The sequence below is a fragment of the Microbacterium paludicola genome (assembly GCF_015235415.1).
Taxonomy (GTDB): domain Bacteria; phylum Actinomycetota; class Actinomycetes; order Actinomycetales; family Microbacteriaceae; genus Microbacterium; species Microbacterium paludicola.
Map to the genome: position 1 here is coordinate 34,724 of NZ_JADGLL010000005.1, position 23,658 is coordinate 58,381.

15 protein-coding genes and 1 tRNA gene are annotated in these 23,658 nt (G+C 72.0%); 9 read left to right on the forward strand and 7 right to left on the reverse strand.

Annotated features, from left to right (window positions below; genetic code table 11):
* Nucleotides 1-13: 13 nt before the first annotated feature.
* A complete protein-coding gene (locus IR155_RS03785) occupies nucleotides 14-1,192 on the forward strand; it encodes a MarP family serine protease (RefSeq protein WP_135113354.1) in 1,179 nt (392 codons plus the stop codon).
* 21 nt (nucleotides 1,193-1,213) lie between these two features.
* On the opposite strand, the gene IR155_RS03790 is transcribed toward IR155_RS03785, so the two are convergent.
* Together IR155_RS03790 and IR155_RS03795 are read right to left on the reverse strand one after the other, a co-directional pair.
* The gene (locus tag IR155_RS03790) at nucleotides 1,214-1,504 is read right to left on the reverse strand and encodes a hypothetical protein (protein WP_135113355.1); all 291 of its coding nucleotides are present in this window, start codon (nucleotides 1,502-1,504) and stop codon (nucleotides 1,214-1,216) included.
* 5 nt (nucleotides 1,505-1,509) lie between these two features.
* Complete coding sequence (locus IR155_RS03795; RefSeq protein ID WP_135113357.1) at nucleotides 1,510-1,734, reverse strand: DUF3107 domain-containing protein; 225 nt, start codon at nucleotides 1,732-1,734, stop codon at nucleotides 1,510-1,512.
* A gap of 131 nt (nucleotides 1,735-1,865) precedes the next feature.
* On the opposite strand from IR155_RS03795, the gene IR155_RS03800 reads away from it, so the two are divergent.
* From IR155_RS03800 to IR155_RS03810, 3 genes are read left to right on the forward strand one after another with little or no spacing between them, the layout of a single operon-like run.
* Nucleotides 1,866-2,639 carry a fructosamine kinase family protein gene (locus IR155_RS03800; RefSeq protein WP_135113359.1) on the forward strand — a complete coding sequence of 258 codons (774 nt, stop codon included), beginning with the start codon at nucleotides 1,866-1,868 and terminating at the stop codon, nucleotides 2,637-2,639.
* A 38-nt stretch (nucleotides 2,640-2,677) separates the two neighbouring features.
* Complete coding sequence (locus tag IR155_RS03805) at nucleotides 2,678-5,911, forward strand: ATP-dependent DNA helicase (RefSeq protein ID WP_135113361.1); 3,234 nt, start codon at nucleotides 2,678-2,680, stop codon at nucleotides 5,909-5,911.
* 22 nt (nucleotides 5,912-5,933) lie between these two features.
* Nucleotides 5,934-9,434, forward strand: coding sequence for an ATP-dependent DNA helicase (locus IR155_RS03810; RefSeq protein WP_135113472.1), 3,501 nt, complete (start codon nucleotides 5,934-5,936; stop codon nucleotides 9,432-9,434).
* On the opposite strand, the gene IR155_RS03815 is transcribed toward IR155_RS03810, so the two are convergent.
* Entirely contained in the window at nucleotides 9,365-10,681 is a 1,317-nt protein-coding gene (locus IR155_RS03815; protein ID WP_135113362.1) for a phosphotransferase, read from the reverse strand. The two genes, IR155_RS03810 and IR155_RS03815, sit on opposite strands and share 70 nt — an antisense overlap.
* A gap of 95 nt (nucleotides 10,682-10,776) precedes the next feature.
* On the opposite strand from IR155_RS03815, the gene nudC reads away from it, so the two are divergent.
* Both nudC and IR155_RS03825 read left to right on the forward strand, forming a co-directional pair.
* Entirely contained in the window at nucleotides 10,777-11,727 is a 951-nt protein-coding gene (nudC, locus tag IR155_RS03820) for an NAD(+) diphosphatase (RefSeq protein WP_135113363.1), read from the forward strand.
* Nucleotides 11,724-13,493 (forward strand): ATP-dependent helicase, encoded by a 1,770-nt coding sequence (locus IR155_RS03825; RefSeq protein WP_135113364.1) that lies wholly within the window; start codon nucleotides 11,724-11,726, stop codon nucleotides 13,491-13,493. The genes nudC and IR155_RS03825 overlap by 4 nt, the downstream gene beginning before the upstream one ends.
* A gap of 770 nt (nucleotides 13,494-14,263) precedes the next feature.
* Here the strand turns inward: IR155_RS03825 and IR155_RS03830 are convergent.
* Nucleotides 14,264-15,742, reverse strand: coding sequence for a zinc-dependent metalloprotease (locus tag IR155_RS03830; protein WP_135113365.1), 1,479 nt, complete (start codon nucleotides 15,740-15,742; stop codon nucleotides 14,264-14,266).
* 144 nt (nucleotides 15,743-15,886) lie between these two features.
* Between IR155_RS03830 and IR155_RS03835 the strand changes: the two genes are divergently transcribed.
* The 3 genes from IR155_RS03835 to IR155_RS03845 all read left to right on the forward strand — a co-directional run bounded on the left by IR155_RS03835 (nucleotide 15,887) and on the right by IR155_RS03845 (nucleotide 20,236).
* Nucleotides 15,887-16,999 (forward strand): YlbL family protein, encoded by a 1,113-nt coding sequence (locus IR155_RS03835; RefSeq protein WP_233441092.1) that lies wholly within the window; start codon nucleotides 15,887-15,889, stop codon nucleotides 16,997-16,999.
* Between the two features lie 80 nt (nucleotides 17,000-17,079).
* The gene (locus IR155_RS03840; protein ID WP_135113366.1) at nucleotides 17,080-19,992 is read left to right on the forward strand and encodes a UPF0182 family membrane protein; all 2,913 of its coding nucleotides are present in this window, start codon (nucleotides 17,080-17,082) and stop codon (nucleotides 19,990-19,992) included.
* A gap of 170 nt (nucleotides 19,993-20,162) precedes the next feature.
* Nucleotides 20,163-20,236, forward strand: a tRNA-Met gene (locus IR155_RS03845).
* Nucleotides 20,237-20,650: 414 nt separating this feature from the next.
* Here the strand turns inward: IR155_RS03845 and IR155_RS03850 are convergent.
* The 3 genes from IR155_RS03850 to IR155_RS03860 all read right to left on the reverse strand — a co-directional run bounded on the left by IR155_RS03850 (nucleotide 20,651) and on the right by IR155_RS03860 (nucleotide 23,596).
* On the reverse strand, nucleotides 20,651-21,793 hold the full coding sequence (locus tag IR155_RS03850) for a Gfo/Idh/MocA family protein (protein WP_135113367.1): 1,143 nt from the start codon (nucleotides 21,791-21,793) through the stop codon (nucleotides 20,651-20,653).
* Between the two features lie 123 nt (nucleotides 21,794-21,916).
* Complete coding sequence (locus IR155_RS03855; protein WP_135113368.1) at nucleotides 21,917-22,639, reverse strand: alpha/beta fold hydrolase; 723 nt, start codon at nucleotides 22,637-22,639, stop codon at nucleotides 21,917-21,919.
* A 51-nt stretch (nucleotides 22,640-22,690) separates the two neighbouring features.
* Nucleotides 22,691-23,596 (reverse strand): NADP-dependent oxidoreductase, encoded by a 906-nt coding sequence (locus IR155_RS03860; RefSeq protein WP_135113370.1) that lies wholly within the window; start codon nucleotides 23,594-23,596, stop codon nucleotides 22,691-22,693.
* Nucleotides 23,597-23,658 lie beyond the last annotated feature (62 nt).

A 23,658-nucleotide genomic window follows, 5' to 3' on the forward strand; every position in this document is an offset into this window, starting at 1 on the left:
CGGAGAGGAACGCGTGCTCCCCATCGTCGACATCGTGATCGTGGTGCTGCTCATCGCCGCGCTCATCACCGGCCTGCGCGTCGGGCTGTTCTCGGCCCTCGGCGCCCTCGCGGGCCTCGTCGCCGGCGGTCTCGCCGCGCCGTGGGTCCTGCCGATCGTGGCGCGTGCGGTCACCGATGCCGGCTGGCGGCCGCTCGCCGTGATCGGCAGCGCGGTCGCGCTGCTCGCGCTGGGCGCCGCGCTCGGATCGGCGATCGGCCGCGTCATCCGCCACGGCGCGGATCTGCTGAAGCTCAAGGCCGTCGAGCGACTCCTCGGCGGCGTCGTCGCCGTCGTCGCCGCGGGCCTGGCCCTCGTCCTCACCGGCTCGGGAATCGCCACTGCCGGCATCCCCGTGGTGTCGTCCTCGGTGGCATCCTCGAGCGTGCTGCGCACGATCGACCGCGTGACGCCGGCTCCGGTGTCGGAGGCGATGGCGCGCCTTCACGCCGCGACGCTTGGCGAGACCGTGCTTCCCACGATCGACGGGCTGCTCGGCGACGTGGAGGCGCCCGCCGGCGCCGAGTCCGTCGACACGAGCCTGCCGGCGCTGCGGACGTCGGCGCAGTCGGTTGCGCGCATCCGAGGCATCGCCAGCTCCTGCAGCCGTAGCCTCACGGGCACCGGCTTCGTGGCCGCCGAGGACCGCATCGTCACCAACGCGCACGTGGTCGCCGGCGTGGAGACGCCGATCGTCGAGCTGCCCGGCGAGCCCGCGCGTGACGGCCGGGTCGTGTACTTCGATCCGGTGGACGACCTCGCGGTCATCGCCGTGGATGTCGCGGCGGCCGCCCTGCCGATCGCCGAGACGCTGAGCCCCGGCGCCCCCGCGGCGGTGCAGGGCTTCCCGTACGGGGGACCGTTCAAGACGGTGCCCGCCACGGTCGCGGCGACGGGCTCCGCTCCCATCACGGACATCCACGGCGGCTCCGTCGCGCCGCGCGAGGTCTACGCCCTGTCGGCCGCGGTGCACCCGGGCAACTCCGGCGGCCCGCTGCTCACGCCCGAAGGCGCCGTCGCCGGCGTGATCTTCGCGCGGGACGAGGTGCAGCAGAACGTCGGCTACGCGATGACGACCGCCGAGCTGCGGCCGGTGCTCGCACAGCTCGACGGCGCGACCGAGCCGGTCTCGACCGGATCCTGCGTCGGCTGAGAGCGCAGCGGGCGAATCGGTTCAGGCCAGGCCGAGGCGCTTCTCGGTCGCGGCATCGCGGGACGCGCGCAGGCGGCTGAGCGCATCGGTGCCGACCCAGCAGAGCAGGAACGAGACCGCGAGCGTGACGAGCCACGTCACGGGGTTCCCCTCGCCGAGGCCGGTCCACGTGCAGATCGCGTAGACGACCGCGGCGGTCGCGCCCGCGATGGCGGGAGCGAGCGCCACGCCCCGCAGGCCGCGGCGCGGCAGGGCGAAGTGGATGCCGACGCCGATCGCGACGGCGGCCACGAGCGCGAGGACGATGTACATCGGCGTCAGGCGACGAAGCCGACGCGGCGGGTCTCCTCGCTGCCGACCTCGACGAACGCGAGGTTCGCGGTCGGGACGATGTAGGAGTTCCCCTTCACGTCCGTGAACGAGAGGTGGCTCTGGCCGCTGTCGAGGGCCGCGGCGACGGTCGTCTTGACGTCCTCGGCGCTCTCCGACGACTCGAAGCTGAGCTCGCGGCCGGTGTTGGTGATGCCGATGCGGATGTCCACGGGTGACTGCCTTTCGTCGCGCCAGAAGCCCGCTCGGGTGGATCAGCGGGGCCGTGTCACAACTCTATGGCAGGGGGTCGACACGGCAGGCGGCTGAACGCTGACAGCGAAACGGCGGCGACACTGGAGGCGTGACCGAGACCATCCTGAAGGAGAACGCGGACGCGCCGGCCGGATTCTTCGAGTCGGAGGCGGCCGGTCTGCGCTGGCTCGCCGAGGCGGAGACGGACGGGGGAGCGCGGATCGCGCGCGTCGTCTCGGTGGACGTGGGACGGATCGAGCTGGAGCGCATTCGCGAGGCGGCGCCGACGCCCGGCGCGGCGCGCGGGTTCGGGGTCGCTCTCGCCCGCACGCACGCGGCGGGCGCGGACGCTTTCGGCGCCGCCCCGGACGGCTGGAACGGTCCGGGGTTCATCGGCAAGCGGCCCCAGGCGTACGCGCGCGAGCAGCGGTGGGGCGGCTTCTACGCCCGCACCCGCGTGCTGCCGTTCCTCGGCATCGCGGTGGAAGCCGGCAACCTGACGGCGGATGAGCGTCGCACCGTCGAGGATGCCTGCGCGCTGATCGCCGGGGGCGCCTTCGATGACGCGGATCCGCCGGCTCGGATCCACGGCGACCTGTGGGCCGGGAACGTGCTGTTCTCGCCGGACGGTGTTGTGCTGATCGACCCGGCCGCGCACGGCGGGCACCGGGAGACCGACCTCGCGATGCTCGCCCTGTTCGGGGCACCGTTCCTGGAGGAGATGCTCGCCGGCTACGCGTCGGAGCATCCGCTGCACGACGGCTGGCGCGAGCGGGTGCCGGTGCACCAGCTGCACCCGCTCGCGGTGCACGCCGCCGGCCACGGACGCGGCTACGGGGTGCAGCTCGCACGGGCGGCGCGCGCGACCCTGGCGCTCGCGTGAGCGGCCGGGTGTCGGAGGCCGCGGTTAGCGTTGAGCGCATGGGTGTCACGGAATGGGACGAGCCTCAGCGCGCGGTGCTGAGCCTGCCGGCGGACGCCTCCGGCACCGTGGTCGGGGCGCCCGGCACGGGCAAGACGGCGGTGCTCGTCGAGCGCGTCGCGCGCCTCATCGACGAGGGCGTCGCGGCCGACGAGCTCGTGGTGCTGACCCCGACGCGCGTCTCGGCCACGCGGCTCCGCGACGAGCTCGGCGTCCGGGTGCGGGTGGCGACCCCGGGGCCGCTGGCGCGGTCGATCGGGTCCTTCGCGTTCCAGGTCGTGCGGGCCGAAGCGGTGCGCCGTGGCGAGGAGCCCCCCAAGCTGCTCACGGGAGCGGATCAGGACCGGATCGTCGCCGACCTGCTCGCAGGTCACGAGGAGGACGAGCGCGAGGGCCTGTCGCTCTGGCCGGATGAGCTCGGCGCGCCCGTGCGGGCGTCCAAGGGCTTCCGCTCCGAGCTGCGCGCCTTCCTGAGCGAGCTGACCGAGCTCGGCGTCGGCCCGGCCGAGCTCACCTCGCTCGACGTGCCGGCGTGGACCGCTGTCGCCCGCTTCATGCGCGAGTACCGCGGCGTGCTCGACGGCATGCGCTCGCCGCATCGCGATGTCGCCGAGCTGTACGCCGAGGCCGCCGTCGCGCTGCGCGACGGCGCGGTCATCGCCGGGCTCGAGCGCCTGCGGGTTGTGCTGATCGACGACGCGCAGGAGCTCACCCGCGGCGGCATCGCTGTTGTCGAGGCACTGCGACAGCGCGGCATCGCGGTGCTCTCGTTCGGCGACCCCGACATCGGATCGGGAGCCTTCCGCGGCGTCACGCCCGAGCTGTTCCTGCGCCTGTCGGCGGTGCTCGGCGAGCGACACGTCCTCGACGGCGCTCACCGCGCCGCCCCGGCCCTCACCCGCCTGACCCGCTCGGTGACGCAGGCTATCGGCGCGGCCGGCGTCGTCGCGCACCGACGCGCCCCCGGCCCCGAGGTGCAGGAGCACGGGGTCGTCGAGACCCGGCTCGCCGCCTCCCCGTACGAGGAGGTCGACCAGATCGCGTGGGCGCTGCGCGACTGGCACCTGCTGGGCGGCGTCCCCTGGTCGCGGATGGCGGTGATCGCGCACGACACCCGGCAGCTGACGATGCTCGAGGCCGAGCTCGCGGCCCGGGAGGTCCCCACCCGCGCCGCCGGCGTGCAGCGGCCTCTGGGCAGTGAAGCGGTGGTCCACGACATCGTGGAGATCGTGCGTCTGGGCCTGCAGGATCACGCGGAGCGGCAGCCCGAGCTGCTGATCGAGGCGCTGCGCTCGCCGTTCGGCGGCCTCGACGGCGTCGGACTGCGGCGCCTTCGCGCGCACATGCGCCACGCGGAACTCGCGGACGGCGGCAACCGGCCGGCCCGCGAGCTGCTGCACGAGGCCCTCGGGCATCCCGCGGCGTTCGACCTGATCGACACCCCCGAGGCCCGCACCGGTCGGCGTCTCGCCGAGACGCTGCGCCTGCTGCACGAGGAGGGAGCCCGGGGTGCCACGGTCCACGAGCTGCTCTGGCTCGTGTGGGACCGGGCGCGCACCGCCGACGGCCGCAAGCTCGAGCGCGCGTGGCATGAGACCGCTCAGGGCGAGGGGCCCATCGCCGCCGAGACGGGCCGCGCCCTCGACGGCCTCGTGGCGCTGTTCGCCGCGGCGAAGCGCGCGGTGGAGCGCAACCCCGAGGAGGGGCCGCTCCCGTTCATCCGCGAGATCCTCGACAGCGACGTGCCCGAGGACACCCTCTCGGCACCGGATCGGCCGGGCTCGGTGACGCTGCTGACGCCGGCGAACGCGCTGGGCGTCGAGTTCGACGCCGTCGTGATCGCGGGCGTCCAGGACGGCGTGTGGCCGAACGTCCGCCTGCGCGGCGGGCTGCTCGAGTCGTGGCGCCTCGCCGAGACCGTCGCCGCGCACCGCGCGGGGCTGCCCGGCGCCGAGCCCGCCGGGGTGCTCGACCGCCGCCGCGCCGCCATGCACGACGAGCTGCGCCTGTTCGTGCGGGCCGTGTCCCGCGCCCGTGCGCGGCTGCTCGTCACGGCGGTCGACGACGACGACACCGGGCCGAGCGCGCTCTTCTCGTTCCTTCCCGATCCGCCTCACGACGACAACCGCGCCGCGCACCCGCTCACGCTGCGGGGCCTCGTCGCCCGGCACCGTCGCACGCTGACCGAGTCGGCGGACGCGCGCGAGCGCGTCGAGGCCGCGGGACAGCTCAGCATGCTGGCGACCGCGCAGGTGCCGGGTGCAGCCCCCGACGAGTGGTACGGAGTGCTCGCACCGTCGACGGACCGGCCGCTGCGCGACCTCGATGCCGGCCCGGCACGCGTGTCGCCCTCGCGCATGGAGGCATTCGAGGAGTGCGGCCTCGGCTGGGTGATCGACGGCCTCGGTGGCAGCACCGTCACGCCGCCGAGCGCCGGCATCGGCACGATCCTGCACGCCGCCCTCGAGCGCTTCCCCGACGGCGACCTGGAGGGGCTCCGCTCGGTGGTCGACGAGCGCTGGCCCGAGCTCGACTTCGAGACGCCCTGGATCGCGACGAAGGAGCGCGCCCGCGCCGACCTCTACGTCGAGCGGCTTCATTCGTACCTCCGCGCGGTGCGCGCGGACGGGGGAGCGCACGTGGTGTCCGAGGCACCCTTCCGCTTCGCCGTCGGGATCGACGACGACGACCCCGACTCGCCGCCCCCCGTCTACGTCGGCGACGAGGTCGAGGGCCCGCGCCGGGCGATCGTCAGCGGCGTGATCGACCGGGTCGAGACGTACCCCGTCGGCGCCGGCGAGCACGGCCCCGGGCGCTCGCGCGGCTGGGTGGCGATGGACTGCGCCGACACCGAGGCGGCCGAGCATGTGGTCGTCGTCGACCTGAAGAGCGGCCGCTACGAGAAGCCCGGCGACAACGACGTGCTGCAGCACGGCCAGCTGTCCGCCTATCAGGTCGCCGTCCAGCAGGGCCTCGTCGAGGGTGCTCCCGCGGGCGGCCTCGCCGGTGCCCGGCTCGTGATCGTGTCGCAGACGCTCGCCAAGAGCGACTACCGCGTCGCGCACCAGCACCGGCTCGTCGACGAGTCGCGCGCGCAGTTCCTGCGGCGGGTCGCAGACGCCGCGCGCGGGATGTCGGCGAGCAGCTTCATCGCGCAGGTCGACGCCCACTGCACCGAGGGGATGTTCGTGAAGCCGTGCCGGATCCACACCATCGATTCCGTGAGCGCGTAGGGGAGTCGGTGAGCGCATGAGCATGCAGACGCAGACCGAGCGGATCCTGCCCGCCTCCGGATGGGACGGCGGCCACGGCATCACGGCGACGGACATCGCCGCGGCCCTGGGGCTGCCGACGCCCACGCCCGCGCAGCAGCGCGTGATCGAGGCGCCGCCGAGCCCCGCGCTCGTCGTGGCGGGCGCGGGCAGCGGCAAGACCGAGACCATGGCGGGACGCGTCGTCTGGCTCGTCGCCAACGAGCATGTGCGGCGCGACGAGATCCTCGGCCTCACCTTCACCCGCAAGGCGGCGGGCGAGCTCGCCGAGCGCATCGGCGCGCGCCTCGCCCTGATCGACGAGTTCGGGCGTCGCGGGCTGCTTCCGCACGTTCACGAGATCGTGCGCGACGGCGCCCTCGCCCGCGTCGCCGCCGCGGCGACGCCCGCGCAGCGTGAGGCGGTGCGCCGCGAGGTGCTGGACGGGCTCGCCGCGTCGCTCGGCACCGGCTGGGATCCGGCCGCTCCGCGCACGGTCGACGACCTCATGATCCGCCCCCGGGTCGGCACCTACAACGCGTTCGCCGACTCGATCGTGCGCGAGCACGCCGCGCGGATCGGACGCGACCCGGATGCCGCGATGCTCAGCCAGTCGGCCTCGTGGCTGATCGCCCGGCACGTGGTGCTGCGCGCCGACATCCCCGGGCTCGAGGAGGTCGACCGCGCCCTCAACGGCGTGGTCGACGCGGTGCAGCGTCTCGCGGCGGAGGTGCTCGATCACCGCATCGACCTCGACGAGCTGCAGCGGGTCGCGCTCGACCAGGCCGCCGCATTCGAGCCGTACCGCGAGAAGGGCGACGTCGACAAGGCCGCCGCGAACCTGCTGGCGATGCCCATCCTCGTCCAGCTCGTTCGCGACTACATCGCCGAGAAGGAGCGTCGCGGCGTGCTCGACTTCGCCGACCAGGTGAACGGCGCCTACGACATCGTCGAGCGGGCTCCTCAGGTGCGGGCCGACCTGCGCGAGCAGTACCGGGTCGTCCTCCTCGACGAGTACCAGGACACGTCGGTCATCCAGACGCGCTTCCTCGCCGAGCTGTTCCGCGACACGACAGTGATGGCCGTCGGTGATCCGCACCAGTCGATCTACGGCTGGCGTGGCGCCAGCGCCGACAACCTCTACGCGTTCGACGCGGCCTTCGCCCGCGAGCTTCCCGCCGTGCACTTCAGCCTCATGACGAGCTGGCGCAACGACGAGCGCATCCTCGCCACCGCGAACCGCATCCTGCGTCCCCTCCAGGGGCGGGGGAGCTTCACGGTGCCCGAACTCGAGCCGCGCCCCGGGGCGGGCGAGGGGCGGGTGTCGTCCCGGTTCGAGCTCACGGTCGACGACGAGGCCGCCGCCGTGGCCGAATGGTTCGCCGAGGTGCGCGCGGCGCACAGCGCGGGACGGCCCCACACCGGCGCGATCCTGTTCCGCTCGAAGAAGCACATGCAGACCTTCGCCAAGGCCCTCGGCGACCGGGGCATCCCGCATCGCATCCTGGGACTCGGCGGTCTGCTGACGACGCCCGAGGTCACCGACGTGGTGGCGATGCTGCGGGTGCTTCACGATCCGACGGCCGGATCGGCGCTCATCCGGCTGCTCGTCGGCCCCCGATTCCGTATCGGCGTCGCCGACATGGCGGCCCTGTACGACCTGGCGACCGAGCTCGCCCGCCGGGACGGCGGCCTGACGCCGCTGTCGGACGAGCTCGAGGCGCGCCTGCGCGGCTCCGCGGGCGCGGATGAGGCGGTGTCGATCGTCGACGCGGTCGACTTCGTCCGCACGGCCCGCGACGACTACCGGCTGCTGCAGGACATCACGCCGGAGGGACGCCGCCGCCTGCGCCTGGCGGGCGAGATGCTCACCCGCCTGCGCCGCGCGGTGGGGCAGCCGATCCCCGAGCTGATCCGGCTGATCGAGCTCGAGCTGCGCCTCGACATCGAGCTCGCCGCCAACGAGACGCGCGGTCCCGCCCGCGTCGCGTCGACGCAGCTGCGGGCGTTCGTCGACGAGGTGCGCGCCTTCCTCTCCGCCGACGAGCGCGGCACGATCGGCAGCCTGCTCGCCTGGCTCGACAAGGCCGAGTCGACCGACGAGCTCATGCCGCGCACCGAGCCGCCCGAGCCCGGCGTTGTGCAGCTGCTGACGATCCACGGATCGAAGGGCCTCGAGTGGGATGCAGTCGCGGTCGTGCGCATGGTCGACGACGAACTGCCGAGCCGCGTCAGCGACACGTCCGGCTGGTTCGGCTTCGGCGTCGCCCCCTTCTCCCTGCGCGGGGATGCGGCCGCCCTCCCGCGGTTCACCTGGGACCCCGCCGGGGCGATGGTCGAGGCGGGGGAGGACCCCGTCAAGCGTCACAAGGCGGCGCTCGATTCGCTCGCCGCCGGCAAGACCAAGGCCTACCCTCACGGCGGCGCGCTCATGCGCTTCAAGGACGCCTACCGCGCGTATCAGCAGGAGGAGGAGCGCCGCCTCGCCTACGTCGCGGTCACCCGCGCGCGCGGCGACCTGCTGCTGACCGGCGCGCACTGGGCCGGCCAGAAGTCGCCCCGCAAGCCCAGCCCATACCTGCTCGACGTGATCGACGAGCTCGGCCTCGAGCCGATCCGCGAGGTGGACAAGGACGACAACCCGTACGAGGGGACGGCGCTCACCCGGCAGTGGCCGCTCGATCCCCTCGGGCACCGGCGCGATCCGGTCGCCGCGGCCGCCGAGCTTGTGCGCGAGACCGCGCCCGCCGAGCCCACGCTGCAGGCGGCGCGCCTGCTCGCCGAGCGGGAGGAGCGCGGTCGCGGGCGCCTGCTCGCCGCACCGACCCGCATCCCGGCGTCGCGGTTCAAGGACTACGTGACCGACTTCGCCGGCACGGTGTCCCAGATCGACAGGCCGCTGCCCGAACGTCCGTACACGCAGACCCGCATCGGCACGCTGTTCCACCAGTGGGTCGAGCAGCGTTCCGGCATCGTCGGCCCCGGCTCGTCCACCGACGACGCGCTCTGGGAGAGCGACGAGGAGCTGTGGGGCGAGGACGCGTTCGCCGAAATCGGCCCCGAGACCGAGGTGTCGGCCGAGGACGAGGTGGCGCTCTCTCGGCTGCGTGAGACGTTCCTGCGCAGCGAGTGGGCACACCTGAAGCCGCTCGAGGTCGAGACCGAGATCGACTTCGCGATGCCCGCCGCCGACGGCGAACCGGGGCACATCGTGATCTGCAAGCTCGACGCGGTCTACGAGCGGGAGGGCCGGATCGAGATCGTTGACTGGAAGACTGGCAAGGCCCCGCGCACCGCGGCCGAGAAGGAGGAGCGGATGCTCCAGCTCGCGCTGTACCGCGTCGCCTACCACCGGCGGCACGGGGTGCCCCTGGAGCGGATCGACGTCGCGCTGTACTACGTGGCGGACGACCTCGTCATCCGCGGCGACCGGGTCTACTCGGAGGATGAGCTGGTCCAGCGCTGGAACGCCGCGCGGGCCGAACGGCGGGTCTCGGCGGTCTGATCGTCGCCGGCGTCGTCGGTTTTCGCGACGGCGATCGCATCCGTGTCGGTCCCGTCGTGTGCGGAGCCGTCCGGCGTCGTCGCGATCCCGACGAACTCGGACGGGTCGATCGGCTGCGTCTCGTGGGCCGCCGCCGTCGAGCGCGCCCGCTTCTCGTCGCTCCACGACGCGTCGGGGCCGAGCGTGAGCTCATCCGGATCGAACGCGTCGGTCTGCATCGACGTGTCGACGGCCGGGGCCTCGGCGCGCTGCGGCACGTTGGCCAGCACGGTGAGCGCGTCGTCGATGTCGGTGCGGCCCTCGTCGTCGATGTCGGCGAGCAGCACGTCGTCCTTCACACCCTCCGCCAGCGACTCGAGCAGCGCGGCGGCATCGTCGACGACGTCGGAGCGATGCGCCTCGAGCCCGTGCACGAGCCAGCGCGCGAACTCGAGCTCGGCGTGCAGGCGCGCGCGCACGCGCACGGCGGCGTCGGGGGCGCGGTGCGCGGCCTCGCCGTACGCGCGGAAGATGTCCCGCGCCGCGTCCGGAGCCGAGGCGACCCAGCGCAGGTCGACCGCGGGGTCGTCGATCGAGAGGCCGTGCCAGTCGAGCACGCCGGAGACGCGGGGCGCGCGGCGCTCGTCGTCGGTGAACAGGAACGACGCGGCCTGGGTGCCGCCGAGGCACACGGACGGCTCGAACGCCCAGAGGCGGTCGTCGTCGAGGGCGTCGCGCCAGCGCACCGTCAGCCGCACGGGAAGCCGACCGCTGTGCGAGGCCGCCTCGACGACGCGGCGGACCTCGGCGCGGGATTGCTCGGGGGTGCGCTCGCGCAGCCCGGCCGAGCGGACCACGGAGGGCGGCAGTGCGTGAAGCGCGGCGAGGGCGTGGCCGATCGAGGTCGCGGCTCCCTCGCCCGGGGGCAGCTCGACGGCGTCGATGAGGTAGCCGGGAACGAAGCTCGTCACGATGGCGCGCCCGCCGGTGATGCCGGTCGCGCCGATGTACTCCGGCGCCTGGAAGGGCAGCATCTCCCGCACGCCGGGCGTGAGGGCCCGCAGCGCGACGACCTCGGCGGCGAGCTCCTGGTCCACGTCGTCCTCGTTCGCCACGCGGACGACGATCTCGCGGCCGTCGACGAGCGTCGCGACGGCGGAGTCGAACCGTCCGCCACCGCCGGCCGTGAGCCGTCGAGCGCCGACCACCTCGGCATCCGGGACGGCCGCCGTGGCGGCCGCCGCTAGAGTGAGAGGAGAGCGTGCCATGCCCTCAGGGTAGGTCGCAGGCACGGGCGAACCACCCGCGCCACGCCCGCGAGAGCGCACGCCGCGCTTCCCTCCGATGAAGTTCAGGAGCCTCGATGCGCCGTAGTGAGCCAGCGGAGCGAGACGAGACAGGCCGCTCGGATTCCGCCGTCGCCGCCGCCGATTTGGTCGCCGCGATCGATCGCGCCCCGGCCGAGCGCGACGATCCGCGCCTGCTCGAGCACCTCCGCTCGGAGGCCCCGACGCGCGTGCTCGTCGTCCACGGCGCCGTCGCGGCGCGGGCAGAGGGCGAGCCCGCCCGCCTTCACGCCCTCGCCCCCGCCCAGGTGCCCGAGGGTGCGGAGTGGGGCTTCCTCGGTCGCACGTCCCTCGGCGCCGCCGTGCTCGTGGCGGCGTTCGACGCGGATGCGCCGGCGCCCGTCGCGGCCCCGGGCGGCTGGGGCGGCCCGCGCGACCTCGGCGCCCTGCTCTCTCCCGAGGAGGCAGACACCCTCGTCGCGGCGGTGAGCCTCGGCCGGTGGCTGACCGGGCACCGCTTCTGCCCGACGTGCGGCGGGCCCGCCGCCCTGCGCCAGGCCGGCTGGTCGCGGCGCTGTACGGTGTGCGGCCGCGAGCACTTCCCGCGCAACGACCCCGCCGTGATCGTCGCGATCACCGATCCGCAGCGCCGTCGTCTGCTGCTCGGGGCGAACGCGAACTGGGGCGGCCGGATGCACTCGGCGTTCGCCGGGTTCGTCGAGGCGGGGGAGTCGCTCGAGACGGCGATCCACCGCGAGCTCTTCGAGGAGGCGGGCGTCCGCCTGACGGATCTCCGCTACGTGAGCTCCCAGCCCTGGCCGTACCCGCACTCGCTGATGCTCGGGTTCGAGGCGACCGCGATCGATCCGGCCGAGGCGCGGCCCGACGGCACGGAGATCGTGGATGTCCGCTGGCTGACCCGTGAGGAGGTCGGCGCCGCGCTCGCGGGCGACGGCGAGGTCGGCCTTCCCGGCCCCGCGTCGATCGCCCACGGGCTGATCCGCGGGTGGTACGAGGAGGAGCGATGAGCGCGCTGGACGGGCTCGACGAGTATCAGCGCGAGGCCGCCGCGACGCTGCGCGGCCCCGTCGTCGTGCTCGCCGGAGCCGGCGCCGGCAAGACGCGCGTGATCACGCACCGGATCGCGCACGGTGTCGACACGGGCGCCTACTCGCCGCAGCGGGTGATGGCCGTGACGTTCACGACGAAGGCCGCGGGCGAGCTGCGGGGACGGCTGCGAGCGCTCGGCATCGAGGGGGTCTCGGCGAAGACGTTCCACGCCGCCGCTCTCGCGCAGCTGAACTACTTCTGGCCTCAGGTCGCGGGCGACGAGGCGCCCCGCATCGTCGACAACAAGGTCAAGCTGCTCGCCCACGCGGCCGACGCGCTGCGCCTGCGTCCCGATCGCGCGACCCTGCGCGACGTCGCCGCGCAGATCGAGTGGCGCAAGGTCACCATGCGCTCGATCGAGCAGTACGGGCGCCTCGGCCGCAGCGTGGGCACCATCAGGACCGAGGCGCTCGTCGAGCTCATGACGCAGTACGAGAAGCTCAAGGACGAGCGGAGGCAGCTCGACTTCGAGGACATCCTGCTCGCCTGCGCGGGAATGCTCGAGGCGGAGCCGCGCGTCGCCGTCGCGGTGCGGGAGCAGTACCGCCACTTCACGGTCGACGAGTTCCAGGATGTCTCGCCCCTGCAGAACCGCCTGCTCGAGCTGTGGCTCGGCGACCGGCGTGACCTGTGCGTGGTAGGCGACGCGAGCCAGACGATCTACTCGTTCATCGGCGCCGACTCGCGGTATCTGCTGGAGTTCCCGACCCGCTACCCCGACGCCACGGTCGTGCGCCTCGAGCGCAACTACCGCTCGGATGCCGCCGTGCTGGATGTCGCGAACGCGCTGATGCGCGGCCGCCCTGGAGCCCTGACGCTCGTGTCGGGCGCGGGAGAGTCGACCGCGCCGAAGCCGGAGGTCGTCGCCTACGCCGACGACCAGGCAGAGGCGGAGGGCGTCGCCGACACCATCGCGCGCCGGATGCAGAACGCCCGCGCCGACGAGATCGCGGTGCTGTACCGCTCGCACGCGCAGTCGGCGGGAATCCAGCAGGCGCTGGCGGCACGGGGGATCGCGACGACGGTGCTCGGCGGCAGGCGCTTCTTCGACATGCCGGAGGTGCGTCAGGCGGTGCTCGCGATCCGCGCGGCCGCGGTGGCGCCGCACGGCAACGGGTTCGTCGACGAGGTGCGCACGGCGCTGCGCGGCCTCGGGCATCAGGACGAGGCGCCGGCCGCGGGCGGTGCGGTGCGCGACGCGTGGGAGGCGCGCAGCGCCATCCTGCGCCTGGCAGAGGAGGCGCCCGAGGGAACCACGCTCCGCTCGTTCGCCGACGACCTCATGGCGCGGGCGAAGGATCAGCACGAGCTGTCGATGCGCACCGTCACGCTGTCCACCCTGCACGCGGCGAAGGGCCTCGAATGGCCGCACGTGCACATCATCGGCTTCTCGGAAGGGCTCCTGCCGATCTCCTACGCCTCGACGCTCGAGGGCGTCGACGAGGAACGGCGCCTCGCCTACGTCGGCATCACGCGCGCCGCGCGAACCCTGTCGATCTCGTGGGCTCGGCAGTCGGCAGCGGGACGAGGGGAGCGGGCGCCGTCGAGGTTCCTCGCCGAGATCGGCCCGCAGCTCGCTCAGGGACGGCCGTCGCCGGGCAGCAGAGGCACTCCGGGTGCGGACGATGCGAGCGCCACGCCCGCCGGGCGTCCCCGCTCGAGTGCACGGACGTCGACGCGCTGACGCGGTCGCCCGTCCGGTCGCGCAGGAGACGGGCGACCAGCATTCCCGCCTCCATCGCTCGGGCCCGCGGCACGGCGACGGGCCGCCGCGCCACGAGCTGAGCGACAAGCGCCGGCCACGCGGGATCTCGATCGCGCTCGTGCGCCGCGAGGCACGCCAGGCACGCGGTGCGCCCCGGCTCGACGACCGGACCCACCGTCACGCCGCCGCCGTCGAACACAACGGGCACGTGCGTCACGTCGCCGGCCATCAGCTGAGCTGGAACGTGCGGGGGAACATGATGCTGCGCGATCAGCACCACCGCATCGCCCGCGGACGGGGAGCCGGATGCCGCCCAGGTGGCGGCGATCCCGGCGGCGCCGAGCGCCTCGGCGACATCGCTGCACGTCGTCGCGTCGACGCCGTCGGCGGCACGGAGCTGCACGGATCGGGCGGCCGCCGGGCGGTGCAGAGCGCCCTCGAGAAGTACAAGGAAGCGCTCGAGTTCCGAGGCGGGGACATCCAGCGCCGCGGTCAGCCGCTCGAGCGTGCCGGAGTCGACGCCGTGCTCCATCGCGTCGAGCACCCGCTCCTGCCAGGGCGCCGGATCGCGCACGGTCACGACCGGATGCGCGCCCAGCTGCAGCGTTGTCGCGTCGCGCCACAGCGCGGGATGTGCCGGATCCAGCCGAAGGAACGTCATGCGTTTATGGTGCGCGCCCGGCGCGCCCGGCGCGGCCGCTCTCCACAGGCGGGTCCGGTCCGCGGACGCGGGGCGGCCTGTGGACGGGTCAGACCGGCTTCGGACCCTCGGGAGCGTCGTCGCCCTCGCCGGGGTTCTCGTCCTCGGATCCGCTGGCTCCGTCGTCCGCTTCGCCCGCCCCGCCATCCGGTCCCGGAGTTCCACCCTCGGCTTCGGCAAGCAGGCGCTCGAGCGCGTCGTCCATCTCGTCCCGTGCCGGCGCCTCGCCGCGCGCGGTGGCCTCGAGACGGGCGATGAGGCGCGAGGGGTCGTCGATGTCGGCGGCCTCGGGCACGAAGTCGGGGGAGTCCCACAGCGCGTCGCGCGCCTCGATGCCGACGGCGTCGGTCACCGCGCGCCACATCGCCGCGGCCTCGCGCAGGCGCCGGGGGCGCAGCTTGAGCCCCACGAGCGCACCGAGCGCGTCCTCCGCAGGCCCGCCCACCGCACGCCGGCGGCGGATCGCCTCGGCGATGCGGTCGAGGTTCGGGATGCGGCTCGTCGCGTCGGCGGTCACGACGTCGACCCAACCCTCGATGAGGGCGAGCATGTTCTCGAGGCGGTGGAGGGCGGTCTTCTGCGCCTCGGTCTGCTGCGGCAGCAGGGCGCCGCTCTCGAGCGCGGCCCGCAGCTCGTCGAGGTCGGACGGGTCGAACCGCGACGCCATCTCCTCGAGGCGCTCGGTGTCGATGTGCACGCCGCGGGCGTACTCGGTCACCTGGGAGAGCACGTGGAGGCGCAGCCACTTGGCGTGCCGGAACAGGCGCGCGTGGGCGAGCTCGCGCGCCGCGACGTACAGGGCGAGCTGGTCGTCCGGGACCTCGAGTCCGCGCCCGAGGTCGGCGAAGTTCTGCGGCAGGATCGCGGCGGTGCCGGCGGGCAGGGCGGGGATGCCGACGTCGCCGCCCGAGACGACCTCGAGCGCGAGCTTGCCGACGACCTGCCCGAGCTGCGTGGCGAACAGCGAGCCGCCGATCCCGCGCATCATCTGGCCGGCGTTCGCGACGAGGCCCTGCATCTCCTCGGGCACCTGCTGGCTGAGGCTCTCGGTGAGGGCGTCGGCGACGCTGGTGGCGACCGGCTCGGCGAGCTCCTGCCAGACGGCGAGCGTCTTCTCGACCCACTCGCCGCGGGTGATCGCGCGCGGCGCCTCGGCGAGGTCGGCGATGGTCGTCGCCTCCGACAGCCAGAGATCGGCGAGGTGGAACGCCTGGTCGAGGTCGGCGCGCTGTCCGGCCGTGACGCTCTGGCCGTCCTGGTTCGCGATGTGCAGCGCCTGGCGCTTGGTGACATCCCAGTCGATGCCGTTTCCGGACGTCCGGAACGCGCTCTGCAGGTTCTGCATCACCTGCGACAGGGTCGCCGGGTCGATCGGCATGCCCGTCAGCCGGGCGAGCTGCTCGGGATCCATCTTCGAGAAGTCCATCCGGGACAGCTGCTCTGGATCCACCTGGCTGCCGGAGGCCCCGAACAGCTGGCGCATCAGCTCCTGGAACTCCTCTTCGGGGGAGCGATCGTCATCCGCCACGTCAGCCGCCTTTCAGCCGGTCACACGATTGAGAACTACGCTAGTCTCACCCGTCTTCGCCCACCCGGGGCTTCGCCGCAGCACTCTTACGCCGCCCGCGAACGACGGCGCGGGGCCGTTGCCCGGGGACCTGAGGGAGATGACGTGACGCTGTTCGATGACGCCACCCCGAGTCGCAGCCGGTCGCTGCCGCGCCGCACGCTCGTGGGGATGTGGGCGATCGTCGTCGCCGTGGCCGTGCTCGTCGTCCTGACGTTCCTGCCGACGGCGTACGTCATCCAGCGTCCCGGCCCGGTCTACGACACGATCGGGACGGCCGAGTCGGCCGATGGCGAGGAGATGCCGCTCATCGAGATCGACGGCGCCGAGACGTACCCCACGGAGGGCACGCTCGATCTCACCACCGTGCAGGTGGTGGGGAACCGCGAGCGGACCCCGTCGTGGTTCGAGCTCGCGGTCGCGTGGCTCGACCCCGCGCGCGCGGTCGTGCCGCTCGACGCGGTGTTCCCGCAGGGGGTGACGACCGAGCAGCGCGAGGAGCAGAACGCGGTGCTGATGGTCGACTCGCAGGCCGAGGCCACGGCGGCGGCGCTCAGCGAGCTCGGGCACGACGTCGGCGCGGTCGTCGAGGTCGCGGGGCTCGCGAGCGACGACGCTCCGGCGGCCGGCCTCATCGAGCCAGGCGACCGCATCCTGGCTGCGAACGGCACCGCGATCACCGAGGCGACGCAGCTGCGCGAGCTGATCCAGGAGGGCGGCGGCGCTCCCGTCGAGATCGAGTACGAGCGCGACGGCGAGCGCGGCTCCGTCGAGGTCACCCCCGAGGACGGGCAGATCGCGGGGGAGCAGGCGTGGATCATCGGGATCACGCTGACCACCGCATTCGACTTCCCGTTCGACGTGAAGATCCAGCTCGACAACGTCGGCGGACCGAGCGCCGGCATGATGTTCGCGCTCGGGATCGTGGATGTGCTCACGCCCGGGGCACTCAACGGCGGCGAGCAGATCGCCGGCACCGGCACGATCGCCGCGGACGGCACCGTCGGCCCGATCGGCGGCATCCGGCAGAAGCTGTACGGCGCGCGGGATGCGGGCGCGGAGTGGTTCCTCGCCCCCGCGGCGAACTGCAACGAGGTCGTGGGCCACGTGCCCGACGGGCTTCACGTGTTCTCGGTGGCGACGCTCGACGACTCGCTGAAGGCGCTGGAGGGCATCTCCTCGGGCGACACGGCCGACCTCCCCACCTGCAGCGGCTGAGGTCCGCGCCGGTTCCTCCCTGCGCGAACAGGCGGCCGCTCCCGGCTGGCCCATAAGAGTCACTGGGTAGGCTCACAAGGGTGACCACGACCTCCGCGCCCAGGGCGGCCGCGCCGTCCCCCTTCCGACGTATCGTCACGATCACGCTGGCGGTGATCGCCGCTCTCGTCGTCGCGTTCTTCGCGTTCTCGAACCTCTACGCCGAGTACCTCTGGTTCGACCAGCTCGGCTTCGAGAGCGTGCTGACGACGCAGTGGCTCGCACGAGTGGTGATGTTCGTCATCGGCTTCGTCGGCATGGCTGTGCCGGTCTGGCTCGCGATCTTCCTCGCGTACCGGCTGCGTCCCGTTTACGCGCGGCTGAGCTCGCAGCTCGACCGCTACCAGGAGGTCGTCGAGCCGCTGCGCCGCCTGGCGATGTGGGGCATCCCGGTCTTCTTCGGCTTCTTCGCCGGCTTCGCCGCGTCCGCCCAGTGGGAGACGACCTGGCTCTGGATCAGCGGCGTTCCCACGGGCCAGACCGACCCCGAGTTCGGCCTCGACACCGGCTTCTACATGTTCGCGATGCCGTTCTACTCGGCGCTGGCCGGCTACCTCTCGGCCGTCGTGCTGATCAGCCTCCTGATGACCGCGCTCGTGACCTACCTCTACGGGTCGGTGCGGATCGGTCAGGGCGAGCTGCGCATCTCCAAGGCCGCGCGCATCCAGCTCGCCGTCATCGCGGGCGTCTACCTGCTTGTGCAGTCGGCCAGCCTGTTCCTCGACCGCTTCAAGACCCTCGTCGAGGTCGACGGGCGCATCACCGGCCCCGCGTACACCGGCGTCAACGCGGTCATCCCCGGTCAGACGATCATGGCCGTCGTGGCCGCGCTCGTGGCCATCCTGTTCTTCGTCACCGCCGTCATCGGGCGCTGGCGCTACCCGCTCATCGCGACCGCGCTGCTCGTGGTGACCTCGCTCGTCGTGGGCGTCGGCTACCCGTGGGCGGTGCAGACGTTCCAGGTGCGACCGAACGAGCGCGAGCTCGAGATGGACTACTTCCAGCGCAACGTCGACGGCACCCGCGCGGCGTACGCGCTCGACGGGATCGAGAAGACCGAGTTCAGCGCCGAGACCGAGGTCGAGGCGGGGCAGCTGCGCGACGACGCCGACACCACCGCGTCGCTGCGCCTGATGGACCCGGCGATCATCAGCCCGACGGTGCGCCAGCTTCAGCAGTACCGGCCGTACTACGGCTTCGCCGACTCGCTCGACGTCGACCGGTACGAGATCGACGGTGAGACGCAGGACACGGTTGTCACCGTGCGCGAACTGGATCAGGCGGGCCTGGATGCCGGCGCGCAGACCTGGCAGAACACCACCATGGTCTACACCCACGGCTATGGTCTCGTCGCGGCGAAGGGCAACGAGCGCACAAACGAGGGCGAGCCCGTGTTCATCGAGGGGAGCATCCCCTCGGCGGGCTTCCTGACGGAGCTCGACTACGAGCCGCGGGTGTACTTCGGCGAGAACTCGCCGCTCTACTCGATCGTGGGCGCGCCGGAGGGCACCGACCCCCTCGAGCTCGACTACCCGCGCGGCCAGGACGGCGCGACGGAGACGCGCACGACCTTCGAGGGCGACGGCGGGCCGAACATCGGCAACTTCTTCCACAAGCTGCTGTACGCGATGAAGTTCCAGTCGGAGCAGATCCTGTTCTCGGACAACGTGAACTCGGAGTCGCAGATCCTCTACGACCGCGACCCCAAGACGCGCGTGCAGAAGGTCGCCCCGTACCTCACGGTCGACAGCGACCCGTACCCGAGCGTCGTGGACGGCCGGATCGTGTGGATCGTCGACGCGTACACGACGAGCGCGACGTACCCGTACTCGTCGGGCGTGAGCCTGTCGAGCGCGATCAGCGACTCGACCAACCCGCAGCCGAACCTGCGGATCGACGACATCAACTACATCCGCAACTCGGTCAAGGCCACCGTCGATGCGTACGACGGCAAGGTGACGCTGTACGCCTGGGATGAGCAGGATCCGGTGCTGCAGGCCTGGCAGAAGGTCTACCCCTCCACGGTTGAGCCGATCAGCGAGATGTCAGGCGAGCTGATGAGCCACGTGCGCTACCCGACCGACCTGTTCAAGGTGCAGCGGGCGATGCTCGGCACGTACCACGTCGACACGGCGAGCCAGTTCTACCAGCGTGACAACGCCTGGACGACGCCCGCCGATCCGGCGAACAACGAGGTGCTGCAGCCGCCGTACTACCTGTCGATGCGGATGCCAGGGCAGGACGAGCCGACCTTCTCGATGTTCACGACCTTCATCCCGGGAGGCGGCCAGCGCGACGTGCTGATGGGATACCTGTCCGTGGATTCGGATGCCGGTGCCGAGGCGGGGACGAAGCGCGAGGACTACGGCAAGCTGCGGCTGCTGGAGATCTCGGCCGACACGACGGTGCCCGGACCGGGCCAGGTGCAGAACTCGTTCAACACGGATACCGTGATCGCCGATCAACTGAACGTGCTCAAGATCGGAAACTCGGATGTCCGCCTGGGCAACCTGCTGACCCTTCCGGTCGGCGGCGGTCTGCTCTACGTGCAGCCGGTCTTCGTCCAGTCGACCGGCGGTGGCACGAGCTTCCCGCTGCTGCGCAAGGTGCTGGTCGCGTTCGGTGACCAGCTCGCCTTCGAGGACACGCTTGCCGAGGCGCTCGACTCGCTGTTCGAGGGCGACTCGGGCGCGCCGACCGGCGACGACGGCGTGACGCCGGTGGAGCCGGGGGAGGAGCCCACCCCGGGCGCCACCACGCCGCCGACGGAGCAGCCGGGCACCACGCCGCCGGCCGAGGGCGACGCCTACGCGCAGGCCCTCGAGGCAGTGCAGACGGCGCTCGACGAGAAGCGGGCGGCCCTCGAAGCCGACGACCTGGTCGCCTACGCCGAGGCCGACAACGCGCTCACCGACGCGGTCGAGCGGCTGCTGGAGCTCGAGCAGCAGCAGTAAGTCTGCGACGCGTCTCAGCGACGGGGCAGGATGGATCCGCGAGGATCGTCCTGTCCCCTTCGCGTGCCCAGGCGAATGCCGGATGAACGTCGGATGACACGCCCGGGACGCGCGGGTGTCGGCCCCGATTGGCCAGCCGTTCTATGCCGTGCTAGAGTTATCTCTTGTGCCGCGGGGTGGAGCAGCTCGGTAGCTCGCTGGGCTCATAACCCAGAGGTCGTAGGTTCAAATCCTGCCCCCGCAACAAAATGAAGGCCCGGAATCGCATGGTTCCGGGCCTTCTGCTTTGCCTGCGCGGGAGCGACCGACGTTTACGCTCCGGAGGCAACCGGTGGACCGTAGCGCGCGTGAATCAATGCTGTTTCACGGGCTGACGCGCGCGTGGACGGACGACCTCGCTGCACCCCGACCTGGATGGACGTGACGCACCGAGGAAGGCGCTGCGCCCGAACGCGATCGCCGCGGCGGAGGCTGAGTTCCGCCCCCCGTGCGAGTGCCTGGAAGATCTCATCGCAGAGCCCGCGTCGTGGGGCGCACATCGGCACGAGTAGGCGATGTAGATGAGCGCTGCAGGGCGCGGGCAAGCGGTGGGCGAGCGACGCTGTCGGCGCCGCGTACGGCCATCTCCTCGGGTCCGGCTGCCGAGCCTCTCCCGGGTTTAGAGATTGGAGTTCATTCGGTCGGGGCGGGCCAGATCCTGCCGACGACCGGTTTCCGCGGCTTGTGTGATCGCATCGAGCACCCGGTGGCGTTCGAGCGCGACCGCGAAATCCGGGGCCTCGGCGGTTCCGTCGCGAAGGCCGACAGCGAACTGAGCATAGAGGCGAGCAACCCCCGCCGCGGGTGCGTCGAGTTGGAGGTCGGGAGCCGCGTAACCAGGCGGCGCCTGAAGCACTCGGGCGGGCTCGCTGCCGCGGCGCAGTGTGATGGTGAGATCGGTGAAATGGATGTAGCCCGACGCCGACTCCACACGCAGGCTGCCCTCGGTCCCTTGGACTTCCCACACCGTCGCCGTGCCGGCAGGGTGCCCGGCACTGTAATGCAGCGACGTGACGACCCCGCCTTCGAGAACGCCGGCGACGACGATCTCGTCGGGCGCGTCCTTCGGCAACGGCGCACCATCGGAGAGACGGACGCCGTCACCGCGCTGATTGGCGACGACGGCGGACACACTCTCGAACGTGCCGAGCACGCGCGCGAGCGGTTCGAGTCCGTGGCCGAGCATGATGCTCAGAAGCGTCGCGCCGTGCTCCGCCTGAGCCATGTACTCGAGCGACGGGTCGTATCGGCCGAACCACATGTCGTCGGTCAGGTGCGCTCGGATGCTCGTGCTTAGTGGTTTGCCGATCACGCCCTGCGCGATCAGGTCGCGAAGGAAGCGGATCGGCGGGTGCAGGCCGCCCTGCAGCCCGACGACCGTCCGCAGCCCCTTCTGGCGGGCGAGCCGCTCGAGCTCTTCCGCTTCCGCCAGGTTTCGCGCGAGCGGCCATTCGGCGTAGACCATCTTGCCCGCGGCCAGCGCGTCGGTGACGATCCGCCTGTGGTCGGGCACCTTGACCGCCACCACCACCAGGTCGACCTCCGGCCGCACGACTAGAGCCTCGTGCGTGTCGAAGGCGAGATCGGCGCCGAGCCGACGAGCGGTCGCACTCGCACTCTCCATACGCGTCGTGCTGACGGCGCGGATCTGGAACGCATCGAGCGCTCGCAGCGCCGGCACGTGAGCGATTCCACCCCAGCCCCGGTCGGCACTGGCCCCGACGAGGCCGACGCCGATCCGGGTCCCTGCTGAATTCGTCATATCGATACTCCTGCCTGGTGCTGATGAATGAATGGGCACCCGGGCTCACAGACGCAGGCGGCCGACTTCGTCGTTCGCACGGAGGCCGTGGGGGTGTGAACCCGAGTGCCCGAGGTGGAGGTGTTACGCCTGAGCCCAGTGCGCCTCGAGTTCGCGCGCGACATCGGCGGGACGCTCGATCATCGGCCAGTGCGAGCTGCGCAGCTTGAAGACGGCACGTGCGCGTGTGGCATTTCCGAGCTCATCGGCGAAACGGTGAGGAAGGAAGGGATCATCCAGACCCCAGATCACCAGCGCCGGCGCGGTCACATCGCTCAAGCCGGGCTTCCACTCTGCCCCGACCTCGATCGCGGAACGGTAGAGGGCGAGGATGCTCGCCCTCATCGTGGCATCGAGATGCCGGACCGATTCTTCTGCCGCGTCGCGCGGCATCTGCGCTTCGTGGAGGCTGGCGGCGAACTCCGCGAGGTCGAGGTCCGCCATCCACTGCTCGCCTTCGCCCGGCGTTTGCCAGATCTTGGCGAGATAGTGCCACGGGTACTCGGGATCGATGGGCCCGCTGATGCCTGTCCAGGTCCGCACCAGATCCGGCCGGACAGATGCGAGACGGCCCGTGAGCAGAGACCCCCAGTCATGACCGACGAGGTCGACGGGTTCGCCGATCTCTTCGATCTTCTTGATGAGCCAATCGAGATACTCCTCTTTCGTCGACGTGAATCCTGCGGGGAGGGGTACGCCGAACCCGGGGAGATCGATCGTCACGATGTCTTCGCGTCGAAGGTGGGAACGGACGGTGTCCCAGAGCCGGTGAGTGTCGGGTACACCGTGGACGAGAACTGCAGGCATTTCGGATTCTCCAATTGATTGTTGTCGTGGTCGGATGGCCGGTCGGCCGGGTCAGGGAAGGATGATGACTTTGCCGTGGGTGTGGCCCGTGGCGACGAGACGGTGGGCGTCCGCGGCCTTGGCGAGTGGGAAGCTCCGGCCGACCCGCGCGGTCCATGCACCCGCGGCGATCAGGTCCAGCGCCTCCTGGACAGGGCGGTGGTCGCGGTTGCCGCTGCCTCCGGGACTGAACGCAACGTCGTGCTTTGCGGCATCGCGGTCGGCGAGAGTCACGACCCGCTCGGGGCTGCCGAGGACTTCGATGAGAGCGGGCAGGAGCCCCTTCCCGGCCGTGTCCAGTGCGGCGTCGACTCCGTCCGGAGCGGCGGCACGGATGCGGGCGACGAGGCCTGGCCCGTGAGCGACCGGGATCGCACCGAGACTCTCGACGAAGTCGGCGTTCGAGGTGCCGGCGACACCGATCACCGTCACACCGCGGTGTCTCGCGAACTGTACGGCGGCGCTGCCCAACGCGCCGCTCGCACCAGTGACGACGAGCGTGTCGCCCGGGTGGAGGTTCAGCAGCCCGAGCGCCCGCGCCGCGTTGTCGGCACCGATGACCGTCGCCGCGGCCTGCTCGAAGGAGACCCCGTCGGGTATGGTCGCATAGTTGCTGCTCACCGTGTATTCGGCGTAGGAGCCCTGGGTGGCGGAGTCCGGCCACCCAGCGACGCGCTCGCCGACCAGGCTCTCATCCACGCCCGGGCCGACGCCCTCGACGACGCCGGCGAACTCGAATCCGATGATGGCGGGAGCGCGCAGGCGGAATGCGCCGGCACGCGCGAGAATCTCTGCCGGGTTCACCCCGGCAGCGTGGACCCTCACCAGTACCTGAGCGCGACCTGGCGTCGGCTGCGGCGCCTCCGCGACGCGCAGCACCGAGGGATCCCCGAACGAGGTGATGACGGCAGCTTTCATGACGATTCTTCTCTTTCATGCATCGAAACGGCGGCGTATAGAACGGGCATTCAGGACCGTTC